The 17,651-nt window shown below is 41.7% G+C and carries 11 protein-coding genes; 7 read left to right on the top strand and 4 right to left on the bottom strand.

Features of this window, described 5'->3' with window-relative positions; all coding sequences use genetic code 11:
- From hemB to mdoH, 4 genes are all read left to right on the top strand, one after another.
- On the top strand, window positions 1–1,011 hold the full coding sequence (hemB, locus tag OIZ54_RS16980) for a porphobilinogen synthase (protein WP_264390896.1): 1,011 nt from the start codon (window positions 1–3) through the stop codon (window positions 1,009–1,011).
- A gap of 130 nt (window positions 1,012–1,141) precedes the next feature.
- Window positions 1,142–3,871 (top strand): ExeM/NucH family extracellular endonuclease, encoded by a 2,730-nt coding sequence (locus OIZ54_RS16975; RefSeq protein WP_264390895.1) that lies wholly within the window; start codon window positions 1,142–1,144, stop codon window positions 3,869–3,871.
- 325 nt (window positions 3,872–4,196) lie between these two features.
- Window positions 4,197–5,816 (top strand): glucan biosynthesis protein, encoded by a 1,620-nt coding sequence (locus OIZ54_RS16970; protein WP_264390894.1) that lies wholly within the window; start codon window positions 4,197–4,199, stop codon window positions 5,814–5,816.
- Complete coding sequence (gene mdoH / locus OIZ54_RS16965; RefSeq protein WP_054983609.1) at window positions 5,788–7,749, top strand: glucans biosynthesis glucosyltransferase MdoH; 1,962 nt, start codon at window positions 5,788–5,790, stop codon at window positions 7,747–7,749. The genes OIZ54_RS16970 and mdoH overlap by 29 nt, the downstream gene beginning before the upstream one ends.
- Before the next feature lie 357 nt (window positions 7,750–8,106).
- Here the strand turns inward: mdoH and fusA are convergent, their stop codons facing one another.
- The gene (gene fusA / locus OIZ54_RS16960; RefSeq protein WP_126008601.1) at window positions 8,107–10,191 is read right to left on the bottom strand and encodes an elongation factor G; all 2,085 of its coding nucleotides are present in this window, start codon (window positions 10,189–10,191) and stop codon (window positions 8,107–8,109) included.
- Between the two features lie 815 nt (window positions 10,192–11,006).
- A complete protein-coding gene (gene ylqF, locus OIZ54_RS16955) occupies window positions 11,007–11,951 on the bottom strand; it encodes a ribosome biogenesis GTPase YlqF (RefSeq protein WP_264390893.1) in 945 nt (314 codons plus the stop codon).
- A gap of 91 nt (window positions 11,952–12,042) precedes the next feature.
- On the opposite strand from ylqF, the gene OIZ54_RS16950 reads away from it, so the two are divergent.
- Together OIZ54_RS16950 and OIZ54_RS16945 are read left to right on the top strand one after the other, a co-directional pair.
- Entirely contained in the window at window positions 12,043–12,579 is a 537-nt protein-coding gene (locus OIZ54_RS16950) for a YaeQ family protein (protein ID WP_264390892.1), read from the top strand.
- A 17-nt stretch (window positions 12,580–12,596) separates the two neighbouring features.
- Window positions 12,597–13,202, top strand: a complete 606-nt coding sequence (locus tag OIZ54_RS16945) for an alpha/beta hydrolase (RefSeq protein ID WP_004585990.1) — start codon at window positions 12,597–12,599, stop codon at window positions 13,200–13,202.
- Here OIZ54_RS16945 and OIZ54_RS16940 read toward each other — a convergent pair.
- Window positions 13,199–13,408, bottom strand: coding sequence for a hypothetical protein (locus OIZ54_RS16940; protein ID WP_024033977.1), 210 nt, complete (start codon window positions 13,406–13,408; stop codon window positions 13,199–13,201). The genes OIZ54_RS16945 and OIZ54_RS16940 overlap by 4 nt on opposite strands.
- Before the next feature lie 346 nt (window positions 13,409–13,754).
- Here OIZ54_RS16940 and OIZ54_RS16935 point away from each other — a divergent pair, with 346 nt between their 5' ends.
- Window positions 13,755–14,228, top strand: a complete 474-nt coding sequence (locus OIZ54_RS16935) for a Dps family protein (protein WP_004585992.1) — start codon at window positions 13,755–13,757, stop codon at window positions 14,226–14,228.
- 282 nt (window positions 14,229–14,510) lie between these two features.
- Here the strand turns inward: OIZ54_RS16935 and OIZ54_RS16930 are convergent, their stop codons facing one another.
- A complete protein-coding gene (locus OIZ54_RS16930) occupies window positions 14,511–17,453 on the bottom strand; it encodes a TonB-dependent receptor domain-containing protein (protein WP_064385953.1) in 2,943 nt (980 codons plus the stop codon).
- Window positions 17,454–17,651 lie beyond the last annotated feature (198 nt).

Below are 17,651 nucleotides of genomic sequence, written 5' to 3'. Positions count from 1 at the left end.
ATGGCCCAATCAGGACTCGACCTTTTCCCATATACTCGCATGCGTAGAATGCGCCGTAATGATTTCTCTCGTCGCCTTATGGCTGAAAATCAGCTGAGTGTTAATGATCTTATTTACCCTGTTTTTGTGCTTGAAGGCAAAAACCGCCGCGAAGCAATTGAATCAATGCCAGGAATTGAGCGTTTATCAATTGATTTATTGCTTGAAGAAGCTAAAGAGCTTGTAGATTTAGGTGTACCTGCCGTCGCTATTTTTCCGGTAACCCCTGCTGACAAAAAGTCTTTGATGGCCGAAGAAGCCTACAGTGAAGATGGCTTAGCACAACGCACAGTTCGTGCTTTAAAAGAAGCTTTTCCTGAGCTTGGGGTTATTACCGATGTAGCCCTTGACCCATTTACTACTCATGGCCAAGACGGCATTATTGATGATGAAGGTTATGTAATTAATGACATAACCACTGAAATTCTTGTTAAGCAGGCGCTTTCACACGCCGAGGCAGGTGCCGATGTTGTTGCACCCTCTGACATGATGGATGGCCGTATTGGTGCTATTCGCGAAGCACTTGAAGCAGATGGACATATTCACACACGCATAATGGCTTACTCAGCTAAATATGCCTCTAGCTATTACGGGCCGTTTAGAGACGCTGTTGGCTCTGCAGTTAACTTGAAAGGGGCCGACAAAAAAACGTATCAAATGGATCCTGCCAACTCTGATGAGGCAATTCGTGAAGTGGCACTTGATTTACAAGAAGGCGCCGACATGGTGATGGTGAAACCCGGTATGCCGTACCTTGATATTGTTCGTCGTGTTAAAGATGAGTTTGGTGTACCTACTTTCGCATATCAGGTCAGTGGCGAATATGCAATGCACAAAGCGGCAATCGATAACGGCTGGTTGAGTGAAGAGGCCACAATTATGGAATCTTTACTGGCATTTAAACGCGCCGGAGCGGATGGTATTTTAACGTATTTTGCCAAGCAGGCCGCGCAATGGCTGCAAAATAAGTAAACATGTTATCAAAGGCGGTACGCCGCCTTAATTTTTTTACAATCATTAACATATTTGTATTCTTTTTGTCATTTAGATTGCCTAAACTGGTGTCCCATTTTGGGATTTAAATACACGGGAATAATAAAAAATGTTAAAAACGAAAATAACGCCACTGGCGCTTATATTAGCAAGCCTCAGTGCACCAGCCTCCGCCGATCTAATCATTTCTGAATACATCGAAGGCAGCAGCAACAATAAAGCGATTGAGCTTTATAACAATGCTGATACAGAGCTTTCTCTTGAAGGTTATACTTTAGGACTTTATTCAAATGGTAGTAGTTCGGTAGGTAACTCAATTGATTTATCAGGCACATTGGCTGCCAATACCACCTATATAATTTCAAACCCTAGTGCTGACGCTGCCATTCTTGATATTGCAGATGAAACCAGCACAGTAACTTACTACAACGGTGACGATGCCCTTGTTTTAACTAAAGATGGTGTGGTGGTTGATAGCTTTGGCCAAGTGGGTGTTGATCCTGGCTCTTTTTGGTCTGATGATACCGTACAAACTCAAAATAAAACCTTACGAAGAAAAAATAGCATCACAACGGGTCGAACTGACTCAACTGCAACTTTTAATCCTAGCGATGAATGGGAACAGTTTGATATTGACACCTTTGACGGCTTAGGCTCGCATGCTGGCGATGGTGGTACGGCTCCTGCGCCAGACCCTGAGCCAGAACCATTAGAACCGCTTGTATGTGGCGCAGATAAAACGCTAATTAGCGCTGTGCAAGGTTCTGGTGAAGCAAGCCCGTTAGTAGATACCCTTGTTGAAATTGAAGGTATTGTCACTGCCGATTTTCAAGGTGAAGATGGCTTAGATGGTTTCTTTGTGACCTCGCTTGCTGCAGATGTAGATAACGACCCAATGACCTCTGAAGGTTTGTTTGTTTACTTTACTGATACCGATGTAAATGTAGGTGACCACGTGCGCGTACAGGGTACGGTTGATGAATACTATGATTCAACACAACTTGCAGATGTAACACAAATTGCAGTATGTGGTACTGACGAAGCGGCCTCTGCAACCTCAATAAGCTTACCTTTAGAGAGCCAAGCTGACCTAGAAGCTTATGAAGGTATGCTAGTAAGCCTAGATCAAACACTTGTAGTTACTAACAACTACGGCTTAGGTCGCTATGGTGAAGTAGAGCTAGCCACTGAGCGTTTATATCAAGGCACTCAAGTTGCATTGCCAGGTGATGCAGCCAATGCTGTTGAAGCAGCTAACTTGACTAAAAAAATCTTATTAGATGATGGCTCTACAGCTCAAAACTCAGATCCAACGGCTTACCCAGCGCCAGGCCTATCGGCAGAAAATACTCTACGTACCGGCGATACTGTAAATGCGGTAACAGGGGTAGTTACATACAGCTTTAGCACGTATCGCATTCACCCAACAGTTACACCACAGTTTATAGCGACTAATGCGCGTGAAGATGCGCCTGAGCAAAGTGAAGAAGCCGATTTACGAATCGCCAGCTTTAACGTACTTAACTACTTTAACGGTGATGGCCAAGGCGGTGGTTTCCCTACTAGCCGTGGTGCAGACTCAGAAGAAGAGTTTGTACGTCAAGAAGCAAAACTTGTAAGTGCTATTAGTGCAATGCAAGCTGATGTTGTTGGCTTAATGGAAATTGAAAATGATGGCTTTGGTGAGTTCAGTGCTATAGCAAGTTTAGTAAATGCATTAAACGATGCTGACAGCGCTAACAACTACGCGTTTGTAGATTTTAACGTAGCCCAAATTGGTACCGACGAAATCACCACAGCCCTTATTTACCGCGCAGATAAAGTAGAAGAAGTAGGCACAGCCGCTATTACTACTGATTACCCGTTTGATTACAGCAACCGTGCACCAATTGCACAAAGCTTTAAGTCACTTTCAACAGATGAAGTATTTACTGTTTCTGTAGCCCACCTTAAATCTAAAGGTAGCTGTGGTGATGATAACAACGACGACCTAGGTGATGGCCAAGGCTGTTGGAATGAAATTCGTACCGAAGCTGCTGATGCGTTTACTGATTGGTTAGACAACAAACCTACTGGCGTAGATGACGAAGATATCATTCTTGTTGGTGATATGAACGCTTATGCAATGGAAGATCCAATCCGTAAGTTTGATGAAAAAGGCTATAAAAACATAGTCGCAGAGCTTGATGGCGATACACTAAGCTACTCTTATAGCTTCTCTGGCCGTGCAGGTAGCCTTGACCATGCTTTAGCAACCGAGTCTTTATTGAGCAAAGTTGTTGCAGCAAATGATTGGCATATCAATGCTGATGAGCCTATCGTGCTTGATTACAACCTAGAGTATAAAAGCGAAGGTCATCAATCTACGCTATACGCAGAAGGGCCATACCGTGCATCTGATCACGACCCAGTTATTGTTGATATAAAATCTGAAGTAGTACTTACCCCTGAAGAGCAAACACCGGTAATTGCACCTGATCAAATATTCACAGTAGATGAAAACAGTGCTGTAGGCACTGTGATTGGTACACTTGATTTTAGTGACCCTAACGCTGATGTATCACCTGTGGTTAAATTTATCGTATCAGGTAACGATTCTGTATCAATTAACGAGCAAGGTCAGTTAATTGTTGCAAGCGAAGTAGATTACGAGTTTGAAAATCGTATTACCCTTACAGTACAAGCAGAGGATAGTGTAGGTAACGTATCTGAAGCACAAACGGTTGTAGTAAGAGTAAACAACCTACGTGGTGATGACGATAACGACTCAGGCTCATTGCTTTGGTTATCTCTTTTATTAGCACCACTTTCATTAGTGCGCAGATTTAAGAAAAAATAACGAGTGATTTGTTTTAAAGCCGCATTTTTGCGGCTTTTTTTATGCTTATAAAAATGTAATTCAGACAAGCTTCAGTAAACAACCCTTAATATCTTCCATACCGTTTATTAACTATTAATAGAATTAGCCGCGCAACAAATACATTAAATGAGTATTTTTTACACATAAGCCGTAGTTAAAACCCTTTTTAATAAATTTAACTGTTGAAATGTAAACACTTTATTTACGGATTAAAAGTTGCACTATAAGTTCGTCACCCTTGTGTAGTAGTTAAGTAACAAACCCTAAGCGTAAAAATAAGTCGTGTTTTTATAAAGGAATGGAAATGAAACAATTAACCCAAACACCTCCTACTTGGCAGAAAAAAGCAACGCCATTATTGGGTCTACTTTTTATTTTTTCTGGCTGGGGCTATAGCATGCAGGCAATAGCAGCAAGTGTTGATGCAGCAATTCCGCAAGAAAGCCTATTTGAAGTAATAAGCGCCCGCGCTAAAAAACTAGCCGAACAAGAATATGCACCTCCAAAAAATATAGAGCTAGAAGCATTAAATAATATTGATTACCAAGATTACCGCTCAATTCGATTTAAGCAGGACAAATCAGTGTGGAAAGATGAAGGCCTGTATGAGCTACAACTCTTTCACCCTGGTTTTTTATATAAAACACCGGTAACAATTAATACCGTAGAAGGTGATTCAAAACGTAATCGCCTACCTTTCAGTACTGATTTTTATCAATACGATGGCACAGCCGCCTCTTTAAAAGACGAAATAGCAAAAAGCGTAGCCGGCACACAACTAGGCCATGCAGGCTTTCGCTTACATTACCCAATTAACACAAACGAATACAAAGATGAGGTAATGGTGTTTCAAGGGGCCTCTTATTTTAGAGTTGTTGGCCCTAATCAAGTATATGGTTTATCAGCACGCGGATTAGCAATCGATACCGCCGAAACATCGGGTGAAGAGTTCCCTATGTTTAAAGAGTTTTGGCTTGTTAAGCCCCAGGCTGAGCAAACTAACATCACTATTTTTGCATTGCTTGATAGCCCTTCGGTATCTGGTGCTTACAAATTTGATATTGACCCAACAACCAGCATGTTAGTTGATGTTGATATGCAAATTTTTGCCCGTAAAGATATTAAAAAGCTAGGCGTAGCCCCTTTAACAAGTATGTTTTACCACGGTGAAAACAGCACTAAGTTTTTTGATGACTACCGCCCAGAAGTGCATGATTCAGACGGCTTGTTAACACAGTCAGCTGATAACAAATGGGTATGGCGCCCGCTTAACAACCCAACACAGTTAAGCGTTACGTCGTTTTCGTACACCAACCCTAAGGGGTTTGGTTTAGCACAGCGTGACCGTGACTTTAACAATTACTTAGATACTGAAGCGCACTACCACGACCGTCCAAGCCTGTGGATAGAGCCAAAAGGTGAATGGGGAAATGGCCGAGTTGAGCTAGTAGAAATACCAACAGATACAGAAACGAACGACAATATAGTGAGTTACTGGGTGCCTGAAAAGCCAATGAAAGCTGGTGATTCATTAAAGCTAAGCTACAAAATGAGCACCTTTAACGCCCATTTAACTCAACACCAAAAGGCGCGTGTAACACGCACACGTATAGGTAGCGCAGCGCTGCCAGGTGAAGATAACCCACCACCGCAAAGTCATCGCCAGTTTACCGTTGACTTTGCAGGCCCCGATTTAAACAACCTGTCTGAAAAGCTAACTCTTGAAGCCGACATTCAGCTTACAACAGGTGAAGTAAGGGATGTAACAGTGCAAAAACTTCCTAAATCTCTTGGTTGGCGAGTAGCGTTTAAAATTGCACCACAGGACGATCAACCCGTAGATATGCGTTTATCGTTAAAACTTCGTGATAAAGAAATTAGTGAGGTATGGAGCTATGTTTGGTACCCAAATGACATCAAGTAATAAAGGAAAGGGCACACCAATGCCATTCAAAACACTGCGCGTATGGTTATTTGCTATTGCTGCACTCACTGTTTCAGGGTACGGCATCTCCATTATGTTTGAAATTTTAAGCTCAAACGGAATGACCTTGCTTGAATATGCGCTATTGGTTTTATTTTCAATAACCTTTGCATGGATTGTTACGGCATTTTGTAGCGGCACGATAGGATTTGTACTGCAATTATTTCGTATTGACCCGCTCACCCTTAGACGCATTAAGCCTATCGAGTTTGATAATGCCGCGCTTGCACAGCAAAAAACCGCGGTAGTTATGCCTATTTATAACGAAGACACACACCGTGTTATTGCCGGCTTTGAAGTGAGCTTACAATCGCTAAAAGAGACAGGGCAACTTGCCAATTTTGACTTTTATTTACTTAGCGACACGCAAGACCCTGAAATAGCACAAAACGAGCTAAGCGCATGGCATGCTTTATGTGAGCGTTTAGGCGATACTGCAAAACAGGTTTTCTATCGTCGCCGCGAAGATAATAAACACCGTAAAGTAGGTAACTTAACCGACTTTTGCGAGCGCTGGGGCAGCCAATACGATCACATGATTGTACTTGATGCCGACAGCGTAATGACGGGTAAATGTATGCTAGAGCTGACCACAAGCATGATCAACAACCCGCAAGCTGGCTTAATTCAAACTATCCCTATTCCAGTTCGTCAAGACACCTACTTTGGTCGTTTTTTACAATTTGCCTCAGTGCTTTACAGCCCAATGCTGGCAACGGGGTCTGCTTTTTGGCAAACCGACAAAGCTAATTATTGGGGCCACAATGCCATTATTCGTGTTGAAGCATTTATTAACTATTGTGGTTTACCTACGCTTGAAGGCAATGCCCCCTTTGGTGGCGAAATTTTAAGTCATGACTTTGTAGAAGCTTCACTACTGCACAGTGCAGGCTGGGATGTTTTATTACTTAGCGATATTGAAGGTAGCTACGAAGAAGTACCAAGTAACATTTTAGATTATGCCATACGCGACAGACGTTGGGTGCAAGGTAACATTCAGCACCTTGGCTTATTAGGCTCGTCTAAATTAAAGTTAATGAGTAAGTTTCACTTTTTATTAGGCGCAACCGCTTATATTTCATCACTTATTTGGTTATCTATGCTGGCACTAAGCACCATAGATGCGGTAACACGTGCATTAAATAGCGATGTGTACTTTAATCGGGTTTATCAGTTATTCCCAACGTGGCAAATAGCTAAAACAGACCTAATTGATTCACTACTTTATTTAACCATTATTATATTATTGGTGCCTAAATTAATGGGTGTAATTGTCACGTTAGTGCACAGAAATAAGCGCTTTGGCGGCTCGTTTAAATTAATACTAGGCTCAATAATAGAGACTGTATTTGCCATTATTGTGGCACCACTTATGATGGTGTTTCATGCTTACTTTGTAGTGTGTGTATTTTTGGGTAAAAAAGTTAAGTGGGATGCACAACCGCGCGAAGGCCGTATGGTACCGTGGAAAGAGGCGTTTAATTACACACTATTTTCTACCTTGGTTGCCATAGTATGGGGCGCTACAGCCTATTACTTTACGCCAGTGTTCTTTTGGTGGTTATCGCCTATACTACTTGGTCTATTACTTGGAGCGCCAATAATACGCTACACCAGTAGCATTAAGTTAGGTGTGCAACTGCGTAAAATGGGAATATTTATTTGCCCTAGCGAAGTTGATAACGACCCTATGCTAAACAACCTTAAAGTGCATTTAAAAGAGATTTCGGTACCAGAGCCTGGGCAATACCCTAAAACGGTGCCAGCCCTGCCACAAGAGCATTTAGTAGTTATGCCAATACAAAGCTTTAATAAGCCTCGCTTGCCAAAGATGAAAGCGCTAAGAGCTAAAGCAATTAAGAAGTTTAATTAGCGCAATGGGCACGCACTAAATACAAAAAGGAGCATGATTGCTCCTTTTTTTATACCTAAAATAAGCCGCTATACAACTTCCCTTGCATAACTGCGCCTCACTAACCCAAGTATAAATTACTGTATTAGGTGAGCGCTCTTACGCACTCTGTGCGAAGCTAAGCAGCCATTGCTCCTACGGTCATCACTTCAGCTTTAATTAAAGCATGTATAGCTCACCGCTTTAAGCAGCCTTTTATTTAGGCTGTCATTGTTGGTATTACTGTTTTTGAGAGACGCTAACTCAAAGAGTAATTAAATCGTAGGCAATAAAAAACCCGCAACATATGCGGGTTTTTTTAAAGAGTTACAGAGCTAATTACTTAGCTGCTTTTTTCTCTTTTTCTGCAGCGATTACAGTGTCAGCTACGTTTTGTGGACATGCTGCGTAGTGTGAGAACTCCATAGAGAACTGACCACGACCTGATGTCATTGTACGTAGTGAACCGATGTAACCAAACATTTCTGATAACGGAACGTCTGCTTTAATGCGAACGCCAGTTAAACCAGCTTCTTGGTCGCTTAGCATACCACGACGACGGTTAAGGTCACCGATTACGTCACCAACGTGATCTTCTGGAGTGAACACGTCAACTTTCATGATTGGCTCAAGAAGTTGTGCGCCCGCTTTAGGGATCGATTGACGGAAAGCGCCTTTAGCAGCGATTTCGAATGCGATTGCAGATGAATCCACGGCGTGGAAGCCACCGTCGAAAAGTTCTACTTCAACGTCAAGTACTGGGAAGCCAGCTAGAACACCTTCGTTCATCATTGACTTGAAGCCTTTCTCAACTGCAGGCCAGAATTCTTTCGGTACGTTACCACCAACAACTGATGAAGTGAACGTGAAGCCTGAATTCGCTTCGCCTGGCTTGATGCGGTAATCAATTTTACCGAACTGACCAGAACCACCAGATTGTTTCTTATGCGTGTAGCTATCTTCGATTTCACGAGTGATAGTTTCACGGTAAGCAACCTGTGGTTGACCAACAATAAGGTCTACGCCGTAAGTACGCTTAAGGATATCTACTTTGATATCTAAGTGAAGCTCACCCATACCTTTAAGGATAGTTTCGCCTGAATCTTCATCAGTCTCAACTTGGAAAGACGGATCTTCTGCAACCATTTTACCGATAGCAATACCCATTTTCTCATTACCGCCTTTATCTTTAGGCTGTACAGCAATCGAGATTACTGGAGTTGGGAATACCATTGGCTCAAGTGTTACTGGGTGCTTAGGATCACAAAGAGTGTGACCAGTTTGCACGTTCTTCATACCAACGATAGCGATGATATCGCCCGCTTGCGCTGAAGTAAGCTCTTTACGATCATCAGCTTGCATCTCAACCATACGGCCAACACGCTCAGTTTTACCAGTAAATGCATTAAGGATAGTGTCACCCTTGTTAAGCTTACCAGAGTAAATACGTACGAATGTTAACGCACCAAAACGGTCATCCATGATTTTGAATGCTAACGCTTTGAAAGGTTCGTCTGCAGATACAATTGCGTGCTCGCCGTTTTCGTTACCTTCTTCATCCATAAGAGGTTGAGGATCAACTTCTGTAGGAGCTGGTAAGTAATCAACAACAGCATCAAGGATTAATTGCATACCTTTGTTTTTGAATGCAGAACCACAGTATGTAGGGAAGAACGCAAGGTCACGAGTACCTTTACGGATACAACGCTTGATATCTTCAACTGAAGGCATTTCACCTTCCATGTACGCTTCCATTAGGTCATCGTCTTGCTCTACAGCAGTTTCAACTAGGAACTCATGGTATTCATCAGTTTTTTCTACCATGTCTGCAGGAACGTCAACAATTGAGTAGTTCTCAGGAAGACCGGTCTCATCCCAAACATATGCTTGTTTGTTTAAAACGTCTACAACACCTACGAATTCGTCTTCAATACCAATTGGTAAAGTCATAACTAATGGAACAGCACCAAGTACTTTTTGTACTTGCTCAGTTACACGGTAAAAATCAGCACCCATACGGTCTAATTTATTTACGAAAATAATACGTGCAACACCTGATTCGTTCGCGTAGCGCCAGTTAGTTTCTGATTGTGGCTCAACACCACCAGAACCACAGAATACACCCACACCGCCATCTAATACTTTAAGTGAACGGTAAACTTCAACTGTGAAGTCAACGTGTCCAGGAGTATCGATAACGTTAAAACGGTGATCTTTCCAGAAACAGCTTACTGCCGCAGACTGGATAGTAATACCGCGCTCAGCTTCTTGCTCCATGAAATCGGTAGTAGACTCACCATCATGTGTCTCACCGCTTTTGTGGATTGTACCTGTAAGCTTTAGGATACGCTCAGTAGTTGTGGTTTTACCCGCATCAACGTGCGCGAAAATACCAATGTTTCTGTACTTCGATAAATCTGCCATTAATTTTACTCTTAATAAAGTCGATAAATTATTCGGCGGGATTATAGCATTACTTAAAGCGAACATCACCATACAAGTCGCTTAAAATGCAATCAATTCAATAAAATTTTTCTAGATTTACATCAAGCACTGGTTAAATAGCACTGATTATTATGTAACCCATTAAAAATATTATGTTTTATTCTTGTAATCTGAAGAGCACTCAGTTACTTAATTATTTTGTAACAACGCTCTGGCCTGCCAATACTACCGTAGCTTTAATCTGCCGCTAGCGCGTTAGTTTTGATTAAAAACACTTAAAAATATAAATATTTCGCCTCAGTACAGCTATTTAATTGCCTCTTTATTGAGCAAAAAACTCCTTTTAAGAAATCAACTCGATTCGGTTTTCCTGTATTCGATGCTTTCGAATTATGTATGAAATTCTTAAATGACTAAAAAACAACACGAGTAATTACCATTGAAAGCGAATAAAAAACGCACTTAATAAAATAAGAATTATTTGCATTTAGGTGTTGACAGTTTATTAGATCTAACTGATAATCAATATCAACAAGACGGGAATGCATACCCACTTGTGACGGAATGAACTAATTTGTTTCTCGACCCTGAAACAACGTGTGGCGCACGTAAACAGCTATGGTTACTTGTTATGAACCGCAACGCCCCTTGATGTTGATGATAAGTAACCGCCCTACTATTTTACTTGCTACATTGCTCATATCGGTGACGGTAGATATGAAACTAAAAAAGCCCTTACGGGCTTTTTTTATGTCTGTAATTTAGTAAGTAACATACTCACATAAATTCACATATTAACGGCGGTTTTTACGTGCACGTGCACGGCGCTGTTTTTTCTCTTCTTCTTTAGCGGCTTTTTTGGCCTCTGCAGCGGCGCGTAAGTCAGCTACCATAATTTCTTCTTCTTCACGCATGGCTGGGGTTTCCATGGTAATACGGCCGATAATCCCATCACGTAATTCGTTAATCAGTATTTCAGACATTTTATAGGTGTCTATTTGGTTACCGCCACGAATACAACCACGCTTTTTACCAGCCATTTCTACAAACTCCCAGTCACTTTCTGGCAGTTGATCTATTTTATAGCGTGCTTTTAAAAGCTCTGGGTAGGCTTTTAATAAATACTCTGCGGTATAACTTGCCACATCTTCGTATTCAAGTGCTGTATCACGTATTGCACCGGTGGCACCTAAACGATAACCCGAGTTCTCGTTTTCTACTTTAGGCCACAGCATACCTGGTGTGTCGTAAAGCATAATGCCGTCTTCAAGCTTAATACGTTGCTGCGCTTTTGTTACCGCAGGCTCGTTACCCGTTTTTGCAACTATGCGCCCAGCTAATACGTTAATTAACGTTGATTTGCCCACATTTGGAATACCCATGATCATGGCTTTAATTTGCTTATCGGCGCCCACTTTGTGTGGCACCAATTTTTTACAAAGCTCATTAATGCGGTGCACCTCAGCGGCTTTATCATGACCAAACGCGATGGCTTTAACGCCACTTTCTTGCTCAAAATAGTCTTTCCACGCTTGGGTCATTTTAGGATCGGCTAAATCAGCCTTATTTAAAATTTTGATGACCGGCTTGCCTTCACGAAGCGTGGTTACCATAGGGTTTTCACTACTGTAAGGAATGCGTGCATCAAGCACTTCAATGATCACATCCATTTGCGGCATTATTTCTTTAATCTCATTACGGGCTTTATTCATGTGCCCAGGGAACCACTGGATAGCCATTTTTAACTCCTAACATATAATTTGACGCTATTTTAACTGGCAATTCATTTAATTGCGCTATACTGGCGCAAATTTTTTTAGATTAGATATTATGGCTCTTAAATCTACCATTATTAAAGCGCAATTATCGTTAAGCGATATGGACCGCCACGTGTACCAAGATTTTAATTTAACGTTGGCACAGCATCCCTCTGAAACCGAGCAACGCTTGATGATTCGCTTATTAGCCTATGCGCTAAATAGTTGTGATGGCTTAGAGTTTACCAAAGGCTTAAGTGCCGACGATGAACCTGAGCTTTGGCATGTAAACTACAGTGAAGAGGTAGAGCTGTGGATTGAGCTGGGCCTGCCAGATGAAAAGCGTCTTAAAAAAGCCTGCAATAAAGCTAAAAAAGTGGTGCTATATACCTATGGCGAAAACAACCAAGCTATTTGGTGGCAAAAACATCAACCTAAATTGTACGATTTTAAAAACTTAAGTATTTTTAGCCTTGATTACGCCGCTACTCAGGCACTTGCAGATTTAGCCGACCGCAATATAAAACTTACCATTACCGTTCAAGATGGTGATGTGTGGGTCAGTTCTGATACGGCTAATATCGAAATAAAACCACAACAGTTAATGTAAATTGTAGGTAAGGGCGTATGAAAATAAACCACGTTATTGTATTACACGGCCTTTATATGTCGGGCTTTGTTATGCGCCCGCTCTGCTCTCGTCTTGAACAGTCTGGAGTTAAAGTACTGAATCTCACTTACAATACGCTCGACCCTAACTTAAGCACCATATTTAAACAAATTGATGAGTTTATTGGTGATGAGCCCTCTGCATTAGTATGTCACTCTATGGGCGGATTAATTGCCCGCGCCTACTTAGAGGCAGGCACGCCAGCGAGTCACCATGTCACTAAAGTGATTACGCTTGGCACACCCCATCAAGGCAGCCACATAGCGCAAAAGATGAAGCAAAAAGGGTTTGAAACCTTTTTAAAAAACAGCGTCGAGTTTTTACTCACTAAAAATGGTAACTGGCCGTTTAAGGCCAAGCTTTACAGTATTGCTGGCGATTTGCCCATTGGGTTAATGCCGTTAATTGTCAAAGGCAGTCAGTCCGATGGCACCGTTTTACTAGACGAAACCAAGCTTAAAGGCATGGCTGAGCATAAAGTGTTTCATTTAAGCCATACCAGCATGATTTATTCTCGCCAAGTGCTTGAATACATTATTAAGTGCCTTAACGAAGCAGCCTAGTCTTCGCCCGCCTCTGCTATTTTATAACTGATTAAAAATATCACCCCCAAAATAAGTGGCATTGGCGCGGCAATGTAGCCAAACGTGTCGGCATTGGCAAAACTTGCGCCTGCTAAATGCGCCACCAGCCCCAATACAAATGCTATAACGGCTATACCTACCACTATTAACTCTGCTTTATTTTGTTTTACTGTTTTTGCATCCATAATCGCTCTCCAATAAATTTAAGATATTTATTTTGCTTGAGTGAATTATGCGCTACAGCCATAAGCATTTACTGATTTAGATCAATACATCAAATAGCCAATATTCAACCTTGTAGAAAACTTGTTTTAGATCATAATTTATCCATGTTTTGTCTTTATTTTATTGTTAAGGGGTAGAATTTTAATAAATTCAACCCATCTATATTGTATGAGTGATTTATTGCGCTGCACGTTATTAATAGTTAAAACCTATTGCATTGACTGGTTTAAACAATTTTACTAATTAATAGCACTGAGCAATAATGATCATCAGTTCATAAATAAACGGTTCATCAAGGAGCAAGGTATGTCACAGGTAAATGCAATTGGTTTAAACAGCGCAAAAAGCGAAGACATTGTTAAGTCACTCAATACATTATTGAGCAGCTACCAAATTCAATACATGAATGCGCGCGGTTTTCATTGGAATATTAAAGGCCGTAACTTTTTTGAATTACACATTAAATTTGAAGAGATTTACAATCTTCTGCTTGAAAAAGTAGATGAAATTGCTGAACGTATTTTAACGTTAGATGGCGCGCCACTACATGCGTTTTCTGATTACTTAGAAGTAAGTGAAATTAAAGAAGCTAAAAACATTAGCGATGGTACCGCAGCTGTAGAAAACCTATTAGCTGGCTACAGCACTCTAATTAAAATGCAACGTGAAGTACTTACTCAAGCAGGTGATGCAGATGATGAAGGTACAGCGTCATTAATGGGTGATTATATTTCAGAGCAAGAAAAACTAGTATGGATGTTAAAAGCGTACTTAGACTAAGCTAAAAAATAAGCCCTCAAAAGGGGAGGGCTACAAATAGGGAGAATCGTAAATTTCTTTGCGATTCGAATACTATATTAGCGCCCCCTATTGACTAAACAACGCCACTGTTACCAGTGGCGTTGTTTTTGGTTTAAGCGGAGCATAAATAATTTTAAAGCAAACTAGCCCACCCTTTTCGCGCTTGCATTAAAAAGCCCCAGCAACGGCTGGGGCTTTTGTTAATACCAGCTCCTTAATTAAGTGAAGCTGGAAAAACTACAATTGTGCAGTATTAACTGCTTAAAATTTACTTCTAAAACCAATATAGAAGGTTTGTCCGATTGGGTCATACGTACCTGCGTCGGTTTCAGTACCTGTGCTTGAGCCACTTACACCTGAAAGTATACGCGGAGGCTCTTTATCAAATAAATTGTTAGCGCCGGCGTATAGCTCTACCGCGTCACTTATATGATAGCTTGCTTGTACATCGTGGTAGGTTACTGAGCCAATACCCACGCCGCCAGCAGGTATACCAAAGCCACTTAAGAATTGATCATCAAAGTCAGCAGCCCCTATGTAGGTCATGCTCCAGTTAAAATCAAAGTCATCAAGCTTATAGCCTAAGTTCCAGTTAGCTTTGTGTTCAGATGCGCCAATTTCACCAGCAAACTCATCTTTATCCGCACCCGGTAACGGAATAGTGTAACCGTCAATCAAGTAAGTGTATGCAAGGCGAGTTCTAAATGCGCCTGGGCCAATATCAGCAGAGTAAGTTAGTGTTAAATCAACACCTTCAGTTCCTAAACCACCACTATTTGATACACCACTGTCAATAAACTCAAGTGAACCTGCGCTATTATTACCAGAAGGGCCGCTACGACGAGTTATAAAGCTACAGAAGCTATCGTCACCACCGCCATAACATTGGTCTAAAATAAATTGGCGCGGTGTAGATACAATCGCATCTGTGATTTCTATATCAAAGTAATCAAGGGTAACGTCAAGGCCCGAAATTAGCTCCTCTGGGGTAAATACCACACCCACAGTCACAGAGTCGCCCACTTCTTCTTTTAAGTCTGGGTTACCACGGTTAAAACCACTAATACCCTGTAAATCAGACTGGTTAAGGGTAAACTCACCGTTTGATGCAATATTATTTGCAACACCCGCATCGGCACGACACGCATCACCTACAGCGCCACCGCCACTGTTTGTAACACCTATACATGGATCGTTTAAACCACTTGGGAATGTTTGCGAAGGCGGTGAAAATAACTCATCAATATTAGGCGCACGTGTAGAACGAGCACGGGTAGCACGAAGGCGTAAGCTATCCATCACTTCCCAATCAACACCTACGTTCCAGCTTTCTGTATTACCTACTGTTGAGTAGTCAGATAAACGGACTGCCGCGTTCATTGTTACCGCATCCAGCACTGGAATGTTAGCCTCAACATAGTATTCAGTTACATCAAAAGAACCTTCGGTTGCAGGAATTGCATTACCGGCATTTAAGCCCGCTTGCTGTAGGGCATCAAATTCACTACGAGAAAACTCTTCGCGGTATTCAAAACCAGCCGCAATACCTACCATACCCGCAGGCAGCTCAAATAAATCACCTGAGACATTACCGCCAATAATTTCTTGCTCTACCGACGTAGAAAGCGTACTTGGTGCACTTACAAAATCAATTGCACCTTGCGATAGTGAATTAAATCCGTAAATGTTTACTGGCGCACAATTAAAGCCACGCGCTGTTGCATCAATACAAATCGCTTCATCGGTAATGCCATCCGCATCTAAATCTTGGCTATCAATTACCGCCTCTAAACCTTGGCGAAAGCTTTGTACATTTACTAAGCCACCTGATACTTGCGACTCTTTCGTTTTACCGTACACATAGTAGGTATCGTAAAACCAGCTGTCGTTAATCTCACCCTGAAAGCCCACAGCTAAGCGGAATGTATCACGCTCTGCACGGGCACCACGGTTACCTACATCACTTAAGCGTTTTGCAAAAAAGATATCTCTAGCACCATCACCGTCGGTGTCTGTTGCTGCATTGTAGATATCATCTGGCACAAAGGCATTTCTGAGCATTTCGCCATTTACGTCAAACTCAATTGGCACGCGGCCATTGGCATAAATGTCATCTGAGGCAAACGGAAAAGGCTCTAACTCTGAAATAGTAGTACTAGATGCGTACGTCCCTTCAAAAAAGAAGCTGTGTTTATCTGTTAGCTCGTAACTACCATTTGAGGCAAATAAGTAGCGCTCTGTTGGTATAGCAATGGTACGTACGCCGCTTCGGTTAAAGCCGTTGGCATCTATACCGTCACCGCCATTGGTGCTAAACGAGTCTTGTAAGTTGTTGTTTGGATCGTAAGTAAAGCGTGTATCGCCTGCATCAAAACGCCCTTGTGGCGGAAATGATGAGAAAAACGGATTAACGGCTTCAAAAATAGAACCCGGGTTTGCCGCCGGATCGTCTTCAAAATAAATACCTGAAAATTGGTCTACTGCAGAGCGCTCACGATCGCGTGAAAACACGGCTCCTTGGTCTGAGTAGCCTAAGTGGAACATGGCTTGACCTTTGCCATCACCCGTAGTTAAACCCGAGGTAAAAGAAAACTGGCGCGATTCATCATCGCCTTCGCTTGATTCGCCGTATTGGCCTTCAAACTCTACGCCTTCAAAGTCATCTTTTAGTACAAAGTTAACTACACCTGCAACCGCATCAGAGCCATATACTGATGATGCGCCACCGGTCATAATTTCCACTCGCTCAATAAATTGACTAGGAATGGTATTTAAATCAACTGCCGAGCTACCAGGTACACCCGATACATAACGGCGCCCATTCACAAGTACTAAAGTACGGTTTGAACCTAAGTTACGCAAATCAACAGTAGCTACACCCGCGCTTGCAGTTGAAAAGTTAGAGTTAGTACGGCTAATAGCTGGAGAACCAAATGCTGGGTTTTCTAGCAGTAGGTTTTGAATGTTTAAAGAACCCGACGCATCTATTGCCTCGCCACTTACAACCTGTATAGGTGCAGATGACATCGCCTCGGCTGAACGAATACGAGAACCCGTTACTTGCACGCGTTCTATTTTTTCTAGTTCGTCTTCTTCTGCGGCTAAACCTTGAAAAGAAAAGCCAGCAAGCACTGTCGCACTAAGTGCTAAAGACAATGAAGATTTTTTAAATGTACGACTATCTAAGTTATTTATTTTTTTCATACTATAATGTCCCTGAAATGTTATTTTTGTAACTGGTTGGTTACAAACATTTCAACATTAAGTGGAATAATTTTAAGACACTATGCGCATTATTTAATAGGCATTTAGTCAGGTACAAACAGCAGGATATATGGGATGAAGGTACTTATCCCAGATTGTTATAAATTAGATTAAATTTTTTTTAACATTTTTTATTAA

The sequence above is a fragment of the Pseudoalteromonas sp. A3 genome (assembly GCF_025942345.1).
Lineage (GTDB): Bacteria > Pseudomonadota > Gammaproteobacteria > Enterobacterales > Alteromonadaceae > Pseudoalteromonas > Pseudoalteromonas atlantica.
Note: the sequence above shows the minus strand (reverse complement) of the source record. Positions and strands in the feature narration are given on the sequence as shown.

What these genes read in the sequence shown, in the direction of transcription:
- hemB (WP_264390896.1), top strand. Translation starts at nt 1, where the DNA reads ATGGCCCAATCAGGACTCGACCTTTTCCCATATACTCGCATGCGTAGA.
- OIZ54_RS16975 (WP_264390895.1), top strand. Translation starts at nt 1,142, where the DNA reads ATGTTAAAAACGAAAATAACGCCACTGGCGCTTATATTAGCAAGCCTC.
- OIZ54_RS16970 (WP_264390894.1), top strand. Translation starts at nt 4,197, where the DNA reads ATGAAACAATTAACCCAAACACCTCCTACTTGGCAGAAAAAAGCAACG.
- mdoH (WP_054983609.1), top strand. Translation starts at nt 5,788, where the DNA reads ATGTTTGGTACCCAAATGACATCAAGTAATAAAGGAAAGGGCACACCA.
- fusA (WP_126008601.1), bottom strand. Translation starts at nt 10,191, where the DNA reads ATGGCAGATTTATCGAAGTACAGAAACATTGGTATTTTCGCGCACGTT.
- ylqF (WP_264390893.1), bottom strand. Translation starts at nt 11,951, where the DNA reads ATGGCTATCCAGTGGTTCCCTGGGCACATGAATAAAGCCCGTAATGAG.
- OIZ54_RS16950 (WP_264390892.1), top strand. Translation starts at nt 12,043, where the DNA reads ATGGCTCTTAAATCTACCATTATTAAAGCGCAATTATCGTTAAGCGAT.
- OIZ54_RS16945 (WP_004585990.1), top strand. Translation starts at nt 12,597, where the DNA reads ATGAAAATAAACCACGTTATTGTATTACACGGCCTTTATATGTCGGGC.
- OIZ54_RS16940 (WP_024033977.1), bottom strand. Translation starts at nt 13,408, where the DNA reads ATGGATGCAAAAACAGTAAAACAAAATAAAGCAGAGTTAATAGTGGTA.
- OIZ54_RS16935 (WP_004585992.1), top strand. Translation starts at nt 13,755, where the DNA reads ATGTCACAGGTAAATGCAATTGGTTTAAACAGCGCAAAAAGCGAAGAC.
- OIZ54_RS16930 (WP_064385953.1), bottom strand. Translation starts at nt 17,453, where the DNA reads ATGAAAAAAATAAATAACTTAGATAGTCGTACATTTAAAAAATCTTCA.